This is a genomic window from Tenuibacillus multivorans, from assembly GCF_900103915.1.
In the GTDB taxonomy this organism is placed as follows: Bacteria; Bacillota; Bacilli; order Bacillales; family Alkalibacillaceae; genus Tenuibacillus; species Tenuibacillus multivorans.
Genome location: NZ_FNIG01000002.1, coordinates 200,813 through 212,814 on the forward strand (window position 1 = coordinate 200,813; position 12,002 = coordinate 212,814).

Here is a 12,002-nt window from a genome sequence, read left to right on the forward strand (position 1 = left end):
TTAATAAAATTAAAAAAGCGTGTTTAGAATTAGCTCTAAACACGCTTCATACCACGTTTTTATATAATTTATAGTGAAGTGGTGAATGGTGGTAAGTAAGTGGTTAAATTTCGACCACAATATGATCCTGTTCCCAATGAGGTGGGACGGTTAACAACTGTTCAGGTAAATCAAGCCCAAAATAGTTTAAGAAATAGACTACATTCCACGTCCGCTCCTGTAACCCGTTAAATGGATAATAATAATGCTGAATTTCATCAAAACACTTTAACGTATGTTGGTTTTTTCGTTTGACCTCTCTTGTTAATCGTTTATTTAAATCATCAAGTTCTTCCTGCATTTTAACTAAATTAGATTGAGCATAAGTTTCTAAATCATCCTGAATTGTTGATGCAACATCCTGAATTGGTTGATGAATCAATGTTAATTCTTGCTTTATATTATCAATGACTTCATCAATTGGGGCTTGCGTTTGACGCTTTAACCAATTCATCTTTTCCTGATAAGTACCATGATTAATAACCGTTTCCAAGGTCAATCCGTAACGCTGCATCCAAGCGTATTGATTTGAGGTTAGTAACGTCATCGAAATCCTCGGTGTAATTATTGGAAATTGTAAATCAAGTGATTCAAACGATTCTTTAAGTACTGACCAATAAGCTATTTCTCCTGGTCCACCAATAAAAGATAAAACAGGGAAAACCATCTCCTGCATCATCGGTCGGGTTACAACGTTATTACTAAAACATCGAGGATCTTGATGGACTAACTCTATTAATTCTGACTGTGTAAATCTAACTTGTTCATCTTTTGAAACCCAATCCTCATCTCGTTTTTCAAGTAACAAACGTTCTCCATTTAAATGATAAAAAAGATGTCCATCCTCAGTTGTTGCATCCAAAGCAATGGAATATCCTTTGTCCTCCTGGTGTTGTAATTGCCTAACCACGCTCTCCGCGATCGGTTGTTGTTTTTCAATGAGTTGAATCATATAGTCCTTTTCAAGCTCTCTTAAACCCTCATGATTTGAATCGACTAACACTAGCCCTTCATTTCTAAATAACCGGTGAATGATATTGGCAAAGAAATCTACATAAGTCGTGCTTTGCTCGATAGCTGTTATGAGCTCATCATAGAGCTTTTTAGTATATTGTGTTTCTTGAAGTGTCAAAAATATACGATCTAACCAATCTTTTAACTCATTGGAGTCAATTTCACGATTTGAAACGGGTGTTTTCTCAGGATGTTTGGCTTTGACTTTTTCCTTCTTTAATTGGTTGCTGTAATAAGTAAAAATATGATTAATTTCTTCAAAGTCATGGTCCTCTCCCGCAATCCAGAAAACTGGTATAACAGGTTTTTGTAAGTGCTCACTTTGCTCCTTGGTTTGAATTATAATTGATATTATTTTATTAATTGTATACATTGGACCTGTTAATAAACCAGCTTGTTGGCCACCGATAACGACAACGGAATCCTTTTGTCGTATCTTTTCAATATTGTCTTCAGCTTGCTTAGACATTCCCCATTGTCGGTTTTGCTTTAGCAGGACATCTGCTAGGTGATCACGTTTATATTCTTGTTGAACGAGATAGTCGTATCTCTTTCTATAGCTTCTCAATTGATAAGGGTCATAATGAAATTGAGTAAATATAGACTCATCACGATTGCGATAATCATTGATTAATTTTGATTGGCGATTTAATGATAGCGTCTGAACGTTCATTTTTATAATACCTTCCTTTAACGATATATCCTAGACTCTGTTTTGTATTTTATCTAATTTAGTTACAAGTTTCACATCATATGTTTATGATTTAAAAATTATAATAAATGCCGATTGGGACTAATATGATGTATCCAATGGCTAGCACTACAAAACCAGCACGCCATACAATTCGAGCTGCCCGCCAAAAATTAACTTCAGTTTTTATTCTCCACTGAACCGTAATGATGATTAAAGCTGCTACCATGAATGAAATTATCGTCCAACCTAAAAACGAATGCTCAAAAATCAAATATAGAAGTGCATTCACCGCCAAAATAAAAAATGCAGTTGTGATATCAGCCGCTATTTTGGTAGATCGAGTTGATTGGTTGGTCATTTTCTTTAAAATATAAAAAATGATAAAAAAAGTTATGTATGGAATCGTAGCAAAAAACGCTATCACAGTCGATATTAAATTCATCATAATCTCCTTCAACGTTGTTCTTTAGCTTTAACCATATTATACATACATTCATGGTACGGTACTGGTTGGTCCGAAACCTTCATAATATAGCCATTAATATAGTCAATTTCTGTTAACTGGCGCTGCTCAATATCTCGCAGCATAGACGAATGGTTATCCTTTGTGTGAATCGCAACTTCTTTAACCTTTTCCCATAAACGATCAAAATCTAACGAAAGAGCATCCGCGCCCTCTTTCGTTAACTTTTTAGCTAGTTTGTTTAGATATGTATTTTCAACAACTTGGCCATTTGGCACTTCGAAAATAGCTGTTAACGGATTAATTACACTATTTATCATGAGCTTTTCATATAATATGCGAAAAAGTTCAGGGTGAATCTCAACCGGAAAAAAGGAATAATCTAAAGCTTCAACTAATCTCACAGCATCATTCCGATTGCTTTCCCTTAAAGAAGCTATCCGAACCTTTCCCTCTCCTTTATGGCTATATTCATAATCACTTAAGCGCATAACACCATGATCACACGTCCCGAGGAAAACTTTTGGTTTTAGTGACTGAACCTTTTCAACATGTCCTAACCCATTTTGTAAAAAAATAACTTTATCGTCATCTAACAGTTTTTTCAAATAAGGGATGACATCATTGAGATGGGTTTGCTTAACACATACTATATACAACTCATGATGACCAATATCATTAATAAGCTTTGTCGAAACATTATATATATTGACATCGGATATCAGTCCTGATTGTTTAATCCTTTCAATTTGTTCAGGCCTTCTTACATATCCCGTCACGGCATGATTGACCGATAACTTTGAAGCGACTAGCATCCCTAGTGCACCCAATCCAATAACTCCAATATTCATGGTATCACCACTTTACTTTTTTCTTTTATTTTATCATGCCTGGCGAGAAGATTCCCTCCTCAAGGAATGTGTAGGGCGTAGCCCAATGAGTAGGGGGGAGATGAATCGCCAGTCCCTGCTATCAGAACCGAAACGTTAAACATCTCGCTATTCGTGAATGGACATGCCCAGAATGTGGTGTTCACCACGATCGGGACATCGACGCCAGTCAAAATATTCGTCACGAGGCCTTACAATCGGCCAATTAAATGGATCAAAACCGCAGGTCCAGCGGGGTTAGCCTAATAAAATAACTGGCAGATACGCCGGTGTTCTTAGGAATCTCCCGCTTCAAACGGTCCGTAAGGTCGTTAAGTGGCGAGAGGTTCAACAAATTATTGTATGATACACATAATCTTGTCGAATAATATATATTAAGGTCCCATTTTCAATTCGTGTGTATTTATATTATAATGATTATAGAATAAACAAGGGGGTAAAACCATGTCCGGGGAAGTTGAACGACTTTTAATTAATTATAAGACCTTAGAGGAATTTAAAAAGTTTAAAGAATATGGTATTCAAGAACTATCTATGTTAGAAGACCTACAACATAATATGATCGAGAACAATAGTGAATCCCCATTCTACGGCATATATTTCGGAAATTCATTAGTGGCACGGATGAGCTTGTATCAAGTTAATCAAAAATATGATTATTATTTTGATCCGAAACAAGATTATCTAGAGCTGTGGAAATTAGAAGTATTAGAAGGATACCGTTATAAAAAATTCGGAAAGAAACTTGTTGATTTTGCTAAAAGCTTCAAGTTACCGATTAAGACGAACGCTAGAATTAACTCTCAAGGTTTTTGGGAAAAAATGGACTTTCAACCAGCTACATACGACATGGAGCGTGACTTTGGGGAAAATCCATTCATTTGGATGCCACAAGGTGTTGATGAGAAAAACTCTTCTGAAAAGAATTAGAACGTATCAAAAGCGTAAGTGCCCGTTTAGCGACGTATGGACTGGACTGAGCCGCAGGAGATAAAGGAAACACGACGAGGGTACGAGTCGATGTTGACTTATCGTACGGAGGTGAGGGAAGTCTCACTAGTCGCTGGGCGCTGGAGTTAGACGCGTCTAGCGTGTAAGAATAGTTGTTCACATACCATCAATATTATAATTTCCTAGATCGCAAAACAATCCGCTCTTCCATCTACAAATAGAGATGGAAGAGCGGATTTAATTTTCTTGGTGGACGTTTTGTTTAACTTGACTAATTTTTTCATAAATCTCGTCAATTAGGCGCTCATATTGTGTTAATTGTTGCTTAAGTTGTTCACTATGTAGTTGATCCTGATTGTGTTTTTTCGAGCCCTCCTGTTTATAATAGTCGCCTTTCATTTGCTCGAGTTGATTAATCACTTCATCAAGAGCTTTTAAGCGAGGTCTTTCATGTTGATAGGACTGACTTCCCTCTACAGTAAAAATGGGTTGTTCGTTTATTTTTTTTCGACTTTGTTTCGCTAAATCAATCGCTTGACGATATTGTTTTCTCAGATTAGCATTCCAGCGAAACCCGCAGGCCTGCGGTGTTCGGGATAAACGTTCACCGACCTCCTCAAAAGCTTTCATTTGTGTTTTACCTTCACGTATATAACGTAAAACGGTTTCAGCTAAAAGTAAATCCTCGTCTTTCGTCCATGCATCCTGTCTCGTCGACATCACTATACACCCCTTAACTCTATTAACTTTAATATTAATCTATGCAAGGATTAAGGGGGATAGAAGAGTTACTTTCCATTTTTAACGAAAAATTGTTTAACGGCCTGTTTATGATCATCACTTTCCCAAAGTTTACTGCAAGCTTTAACCTCCTGATCCATCTGCTCTTTTAATTGATCAAGGTTTATTTTTTGCAATCTCTGTTGCTTCCAGAGTGTCATTTGTTCATAACTCCTATTAATGAATAGCTCTAATAGACCACAATCCGCTTCAATCTTTTCACCCGTGATGACTTTTTGGATAAAACCGATTTCTTTTAATTGCTGCACATCTCGGATATCAGCCTCCACTAACCACTGAAAGGCATCTTGCGGATGAATGCGTTCGTATAGTAATGTGCCGCCACCCCATCCTGTTGATATGCCAAGCTTTCCTTGCACAAAACCGAAATTTCCTTCTTGTTTGGCAAACCGAAAATCACAAGCTGAAGCGATTTCTAATCCACCACCACGCGCTACACCGTTCATCCATGCAATCGTCGGAAAAGGGAGCGTTGTTATTTTATAAAGCACGTTTTTCATCGGTTCTAGTACTTGATACGCTTGATCTGCATCTAAATCACCATGAAAATCATTAAGATCCCCACCAGCACAAAATGCCTTCGTACCACTTCCCGTTATAATCAAGAATTTTAGACGATAAGATTGTATCTTATCTAACCATCTAGTTAATTGATCAACCACTGATAACGAAATCGCATTCATTTTTTCCGGTCGGTTAATCGTCAAAACAGCAAATCCCTCGTCGTATTCCTCAAACAGCACTTCTTTCTCCATCAAAACGCCCTCCTTTGATATGAAATTGGCAACATTTTTTGAACTTGAACACTTAGTACGTAAACTTGAACACTCGCAGATTGAACTCGGACAATCAGAAACGACTCACACTCTTTAACTACAGTTAAAAAAAAGATGCCTCAAATGAAGACATCTCTTACTTCTCAACAACCTCTTTACCATTGTAACTGCCACATGATTTGCATACGTGGTGAGGTTTTGTATATTCACCGCAATTTTGACATTCTACCATGTTAGGTAAATGTAATTTTTTATGCGTACGACGTTGGCGTTTCACTGTTTTTGAAGTTCTTCTCTTAGGTACTGCCATGTGTTACACCCCCTTAAAGTTGACCCACTGTATATAAAGGATCTCAGTCATTTTTGTCATCAAAATAATTTTTCAGTGAAGATAAACGAGGGTCTACCTTCTCTTTTTCTTCTTCTTCATTTTTAGCTTTCAATTGTTCGTGGTCTTCTTCTTGAAGAAGATCCCAGCCAGTTCCCTCAGAAATGATGTTATCCATCGTTGCCTCATCACTATATACTCTTAGAGGTACTTCCAATAGAATATTTTCCTTGATATAAGGCAGTAAGTCAAGCACTTCTTGATCAATATATTGAATATCTTCATCTTCCCGTACTTCGTATTCGACGGTTGTAAATTGATCAATTGCTTGAGTTGAAAACTCATAAGGAACATCAACTAAAGTACGAGCACAAGGTAAAGTCATCTTTCCTTTAATGGTATAACGGAATATTAACGTATCACCTTTTACCGTTACTTCACCTTTAACCTTAACGTCTGTGATCTCCCGAATATCATTGTCCATACGTTCAAGCTCATCAACATTAACTGTATCGCTAAACTCATATGGAGCTTCTCTTTTGATTTTTTGTAATGAAAATTTCATCATATCACCTCAAGGCAACAAGAGTTATTGTAAAAGGAAATTAACCTTTTGTCAATATTTTTTCTTAACAGTCGTGTTTTAACCACAATGAACTTGATTTTATTGTTCCGACCTTCTAAATTAGACATAGAATAGATTTTTTAGGCGGTGTAAAAAATGAAAGCATGCGGTTTAATTGTTGAATATAATCCTTTTCACAATGGGCACGTCTATCACTTACAGCAATCGCAAGAACATACTCAGGCAGATGTAATGGTTGCAGTGATGAGCAGTTCCTTTCTTCAGCGAGGTGAGCCAGCTATAATGGATAAATTTCATCGTGCGAGAGCTGCATTAAGAAGTGGTGTAGACATTGTATTAGAACTACCTTATGTATATGCTGTCCAATTTGCTGATTTATTTGCAAGAGGGGCCGTTTTAACATTGTCGGGCCTGGGTGTCGACGATGTATGTTTTGGTAGTGAAGCTGGAAAGATTGACCCATTCATTAAAGGTTATCAACATTATAAACAACATCAACAAACATTCCAACCACAGCTTCAGCAATCATTAAAGGATGGCCTATCATTTCCACAAGCTAGTAAAAAAGCATATGAGTCCATTGGGCTTACAACTGGCGAAGTAGATTTAAGCCAACCCAATAATATTTTAGGCTTTAGCTACGTAAAAGCTGTCGAAGAAATTAATTCACATATGAAGCCTAGAACCATCCAACGAACAAAGAGTGGTTATCATGATGAACAAATTGAACACGAGATTGCAAGTGCGACGAGTATTAGAAGGGAAATTTTATCGGATCGATCCATAACTTCTAATGCTTTGAAGGCCTTACCATCAGCGACGATCGAACAGCTTGAGGCCTATCAACGTAAAAGTGTCCTATGGCATGATTGGGAAGCCTATTTTCCGTTTTTACAATTACTAGTTGAGACCCGTTCAATTGAAGAAATAAGATCGATTCATGGTGTCATTGAAGGCTTAGAATATCGCTTAAAACAAACAGTTCACGAGGCGGAAACTTTTGAACATTGGATGCAACTTTTAAAAACGAAGCGCTACACTTGGACAAGGCTCCAGCGTGTCTTTGTCCATTTACTGACTAATACAACAGGTGAAGATATCGAATACTATAAAAATTTAAAAGAAGCTCCTTATTTACGTATATTAGGGATGACCAACAAAGGCCGGGAATATATTCAACAACAGAAAAAACAAATTGACATACCTTTAGTGTCCAATATCCAGCAATTGGATGACCCTCTACTTAATTTGGAGGAAAAAGCAACCGATGCTTACTATGCACCATTAAAACCAACTATTAAAAAAAATTTAAAAAAGCAAGAGCTTACAGGTCCAATTTTGATGTAAAAAAGCTACTAAACCCTCATAAAAAAGACAGGGTACTCCCTGCCTTTTTTATTCTGGTAATTGATTTAAATAGTCCAACGCATCTTGGAATGTATCAATTGGTACAATATCCATATCGGTTCCGATTTCTTCAGCTGTTTCTTTAGCGACCTGGTAATTGGAATTTTCTTTACCCCCTTCATTCGGAGCAAAGAAAATATCTGCACCGTTACGATGAGAGGCTACAACCTTTTTGTCAATACCTCCGATACGATAAACATTTCCATCGTAATCAATTTCTCCTGTACCAGCAATTTTTAAGCCCTTTGTTATATCCTCTGATGTTAGTTGATCATAAATTTCTAATGACATCATTAAGCCAGCACTCGGCCCGCCGATACTACCACTATCGAAGTCAATTTTAGGGTTTTCAGATACTTCACGATCGGTTACTAATGATATTCCCAATCCGACACGATCGGGTTCGTTTGGAAATGTTCCTAAAGGAAAACTTACCTCTACTTCTTCACCCTCGCGTACGACTTTAAGATCAATGACATCACCCTCTTGATAAGGTTCGATTAAGTCAAGTAAATCTTGGGCAGAAGATACGTCATTTCCGCTTACTTCTTTAATTTGATCACCTGGCATAAGATGACCTTTCGCCGGCATATCCTCCACAACAGCCATCACATAAACACCTTGATAGTTAATCGTGATATCCTTGTCAGCCGCCTGATATGCGACAACTGTAGCCGCTTCTTGTGAAGATTCCATGGCATGAAGCTGGAGTTCCATGTATTCTTCTTGGTTGGTCCCCTCTGGACGAATATCTTCTAAATCGTAAATTTGGTAATGCGGTCTTAATTGTGCCCACAAATAGTATATAGGTGTAGCTTGACCACCACGAACGGTTACTAAATGTAGCTCTCCTTCACTATCGAATCTTCCCTCTACTTCAACGACATCATCTAAAGCATAAATATCACCAGGTTGATAAATATAATAATCTAATTTAAAATTTGTTAAGAAAAATATTAGAATTAGTAATATGATGAATAAAATAAACTGTTTCCGTTTAATTTGCATGTCGATCCTTCCAATCTGCAATTACTTTTTTAATTTTATCGATGTGTTGATAAGCCTCTTCCTCACCTTTTTCGATGATTTTACCAATTTGAGTATAATTCCTTGAGCTAAAGGCATACACTTCAGGACGCATGACAACATCGGCATCCATCATCCGGTAATTAGTAATCTCATTTTGCATAATATCAATACTCTGCATAATAATATCATAAATCGAATAAACTTCTGTATTTTTTTCAAATTTTGAACAATCAACTGCAATGATTATGTCCGCTCCCATATCTTTGACAACTGATATTGGGATACGATCAATTACTCCACCATCAACTAATAAATGATCGCCATCTTTTTCCGGAACGAACACACCTGGAATTGAAATACTTGCACGAACCGCCTTTGCTGCATCTCCTTTCTCAAAAACAACTTTTTCACCACTATATATATCAGTTGCGACAATAGCCGTCGGGATGGGAAAGTCCTCTATATTCTTTCCATATGTAAACATACTAATATATGATTTGAGGAGCTCTCCTTGAATTAACCCCTTTTTAGGTACGGTAAAATCCAAAAAGTACTTTCGTTTAAAGGTATTGGCTAGTTGATAAAGGCTTTTGACAGATTGACCCGCTCCATAAAAGGCTCCGACTAATGCACCCATGCTACTACCTGCAATATAATCTATAGGTATTTGATGTTCCTCTAAAATTTTAATCACACCTAAATGAGAAAATCCCCTAGCGCCTCCTGAGCTTAAAGCTAGACCTATCTTAGGTTCGCTCATATTTCTCCTCCTGTTCAACTGTAGCTTGTATGCATAAATAATGGACTACCTAGCGTATAGTGTATAAGAAAAAATTTTATGTTATCCCATTATATTTTACTATTCGATATTCTATTCGTACAGCAAGTGATATCTAGACTTAGGAGGAGAGTTCGTGGCTGATATATTTCGAACGATAGCTTATTCTATTAGTACAATTTTTTTGGCAATAGCCATCATCGTATATCCTGATCAATCATTCGATGCTTCGATTCGCGGTATTACACTTTGGTTAGAAGTGGTCTTTCCATCGCTACTGCCTTTTTTCATTGTGGCTGAACTATTACTTGCATTTGGTATCGTTCGTTTAATTGGAATGATCCTTGAACCTTTAATGCGACCACTATTTAATATACCTGGATCAGGGGGTGTTGTCATCGGAATGGGATTAGCTAGTGGATACCCCTCGGGAGCAAAGATTACATCAAGATTAAGACAAGAAGGTGTTCTGACACAAACGGAAGCAGAACGTCTCGTGTCCTTTACGAATGCTTCTAACCCTTTATTTATATTTGGCGCAATTGCTGTCGGTTTTTTTCACGATCCGAAAACGGGGCTGCTATTAGCCTGTAGCCACTATATCGGAGCTGTACTTGTAGGCCTGTGCATGCGTTTTTATCGATATAACGATGACCATAAAATGAAGAATAATGAAAAAGTACATTCTGATTCATTTTTTAAAAGAGCTTGGAGAACCTTACATGAAGAACGCATTAAAGAGAATCAACCTTTAGGTCAAGTTTTAGGACAAGCTGTTACATCTTCTATTAAAACGTTATGTGTTATCGGTGGATTTATTGTCTTATTCTCTGTTATTAATAAATTGTTATTTGAAACGGGTGCGACGAATAAAATCGGCTATATATTAGGACAACTCTTCGATCTATTCTCAATCCCTGAATCCTTATCCTTACCGTTTATCGCAGGTTTATTTGAAATTACATTAGGTGCTCAAATGATCTCCAATACTGAAAATTTAACATTACTTATTCAACTAGTCTTTGTCAGTGCAATCATGGCGTTTAACGGATTCTCTATTCAAGCTCAAGTCGCCAGTATTTTAGCTCCAACAGATATCCGATTTGCACCTTATTTTTTCGCTAGAATCTTACACATCTTTTTTTCGATTTGGCTAACAATCATTCTTTTTAAACCTTTATATTTAAACCGCAGTGCTTATGCACCACAGGATATTGCGGTCGATTCCGAAGCTGGCTCTATTCCTTCATATTTTTGGATGGATGTTTGGAATTGGCTCGAGCAATATGGCCAATGGATTTCCTTGAGCGCATTATTAGTGGGATGTATCATTCTATTTTCACAATTAAAAAGAGCCTACTAAATTAGGTTCTGTTATGAGATACAATCTTTATTTTGAGACCCGCAAGTTATTTCACGACAATTCACATTAAAGTCACACAAAAAAGGCACTTTGGATAAATTCCTAGTGCCTCTTGAATATTGATCCCTTATTGAACTAATGACTCCGTTGGTATAGTGATTGGTCTCCTTATCCATGAGTTTAATCTAATATACTGATTTTCTAGCCTCTAAACTGCTTTGAACCAACATCTTGCTGAAGGTATTTTCTTGTTCACACTACATATATAAGCTACCTCAATTACTATATCTTATATCCGAAGGCACATCTATAGATTCTTCTAGTTTTTTAGCCTGATGAAAAAATGTTTCCCAATCCTTACTTATTTGTGAATTCATTTTTAACCCCGCCTCATTTAGAGAATCTCTTAATGCTGCATAGTATTCTTTATGTTCATCTGTAAGATTAACAAGCTCATAGGGTTTATCGAATGTAAATTTATTCAATTTATCAGCTAAACTTTCTAGAATTTCACTCTCTTCCTCATTAAGAACGTGTAAATTTTTTCCGTTCATTAAGCCCATTTCAAGCCCATTAACGATTTCTCTCATTTTAACAGCTACGATTTCAGAATCCTCCCAATCATTCTCCTCCTGATAATCGATTAAGCCTTCCAATCTTATTAATTTATCCTGTACTTGAAAAATAAATATATTCTCATTTTCAAGATTAATATTTATATATCCTATTAATACTACAATAACTAAAATTATGTTAAGAATTATAGAACTAAAGAACATAATTTTATGATTGTTTTTCATTATAATTTTTCCCACCTTTTTATAATCCACTTCATGATAAAATATTTAGAAGATAATGAAAAGGGATGATAGGTAATAATCGG

14 protein-coding genes are annotated in these 12,002 nt (G+C 36.5%); 4 read left to right on the forward strand and 10 right to left on the reverse strand.

Translation table 11 applies throughout. The features are described 5' to 3' along the window. Positions 1-103: 103 nt before the first annotated feature. The 3 genes from bshC to BLP77_RS03685 form a co-directional block, all read right to left on the reverse strand. Complete coding sequence (gene bshC, locus BLP77_RS03675; protein ID WP_093855768.1) at positions 104-1,726, reverse strand: bacillithiol biosynthesis cysteine-adding enzyme BshC; 1,623 nt, start codon at positions 1,724-1,726, stop codon at positions 104-106. A 91-nt stretch (positions 1,727-1,817) separates the two neighbouring features. Further along, entirely contained in the window at positions 1,818-2,189 is a 372-nt protein-coding gene (locus BLP77_RS03680; RefSeq protein WP_176752947.1) for a DUF3397 domain-containing protein, read from the reverse strand. 11 nt (positions 2,190-2,200) lie between these two features. Further along, positions 2,201-3,061 (reverse strand): ketopantoate reductase family protein, encoded by an 861-nt coding sequence (locus BLP77_RS03685; protein ID WP_093855770.1) that lies wholly within the window; start codon positions 3,059-3,061, stop codon positions 2,201-2,203. 104 nt (positions 3,062-3,165) lie between these two features. Between BLP77_RS03685 and BLP77_RS03690 the strand changes: the two genes are divergently transcribed. After that, positions 3,166-3,309, forward strand: a complete 144-nt coding sequence (locus tag BLP77_RS03690) for a zinc ribbon domain-containing protein (RefSeq protein WP_093855984.1) — start codon at positions 3,166-3,168, stop codon at positions 3,307-3,309. 235 nt (positions 3,310-3,544) lie between these two features. Next, entirely contained in the window at positions 3,545-4,030 is a 486-nt protein-coding gene (locus BLP77_RS03695) for an N-acetyltransferase (protein ID WP_093855771.1), read from the forward strand. A 258-nt stretch (positions 4,031-4,288) separates the two neighbouring features. Here the strand turns inward: BLP77_RS03695 and BLP77_RS03700 are convergent, their stop codons facing one another. From BLP77_RS03700 to BLP77_RS03715, 4 genes are all read right to left on the reverse strand, one after another. Beyond that, the gene (locus BLP77_RS03700) at positions 4,289-4,771 is read right to left on the reverse strand and encodes an RsfA family transcriptional regulator (protein WP_281180288.1); all 483 of its coding nucleotides are present in this window, start codon (positions 4,769-4,771) and stop codon (positions 4,289-4,291) included. 68 nt (positions 4,772-4,839) lie between these two features. Then, a complete protein-coding gene (locus BLP77_RS03705) occupies positions 4,840-5,607 on the reverse strand; it encodes an enoyl-CoA hydratase/isomerase family protein (protein WP_093855773.1) in 768 nt (255 codons plus the stop codon). Positions 5,608-5,764: 157 nt separating this feature from the next. Further along, positions 5,765-5,938 carry a 50S ribosomal protein L32 gene (gene rpmF / locus BLP77_RS03710; protein WP_093855774.1) on the reverse strand — a complete coding sequence of 58 codons (174 nt, stop codon included), beginning with the start codon at positions 5,936-5,938 and terminating at the stop codon, positions 5,765-5,767. A gap of 43 nt (positions 5,939-5,981) precedes the next feature. Then, positions 5,982-6,521, reverse strand: a complete 540-nt coding sequence (locus BLP77_RS03715) for a YceD family protein (RefSeq protein WP_093855775.1) — start codon at positions 6,519-6,521, stop codon at positions 5,982-5,984. Between the two features lie 156 nt (positions 6,522-6,677). On the opposite strand from BLP77_RS03715, the gene BLP77_RS03720 reads away from it, so the two are divergent. Beyond that, entirely contained in the window at positions 6,678-7,889 is a 1,212-nt protein-coding gene (locus tag BLP77_RS03720) for a nucleotidyltransferase (protein ID WP_093855776.1), read from the forward strand. 48 nt (positions 7,890-7,937) lie between these two features. Here the strand turns inward: BLP77_RS03720 and BLP77_RS03725 are convergent, their stop codons facing one another. Continuing rightward, entirely contained in the window at positions 7,938-8,957 is a 1,020-nt protein-coding gene (locus BLP77_RS03725) for a SepM family pheromone-processing serine protease (protein ID WP_093855777.1), read from the reverse strand. After that, positions 8,947-9,738, reverse strand: coding sequence for a patatin-like phospholipase family protein (locus tag BLP77_RS03730; protein WP_093855778.1), 792 nt, complete (start codon positions 9,736-9,738; stop codon positions 8,947-8,949). The genes BLP77_RS03725 and BLP77_RS03730 overlap by 11 nt, the downstream gene beginning before the upstream one ends. A gap of 154 nt (positions 9,739-9,892) precedes the next feature. On the opposite strand from BLP77_RS03730, the gene ylbJ reads away from it, so the two are divergent. After that, positions 9,893-11,119 (forward strand): sporulation integral membrane protein YlbJ, encoded by a 1,227-nt coding sequence (gene ylbJ / locus BLP77_RS03735; RefSeq protein WP_093855779.1) that lies wholly within the window; start codon positions 9,893-9,895, stop codon positions 11,117-11,119. A 275-nt stretch (positions 11,120-11,394) separates the two neighbouring features. Here the strand turns inward: ylbJ and BLP77_RS03740 are convergent, their stop codons facing one another. Then, positions 11,395-11,919: a hypothetical protein gene (locus BLP77_RS03740; RefSeq protein ID WP_093855780.1), complete on the reverse strand. Its 525-nt coding sequence runs from the start codon at positions 11,917-11,919 to the stop codon at positions 11,395-11,397. Positions 11,920-12,002: the final 83 nt, after the last annotated feature.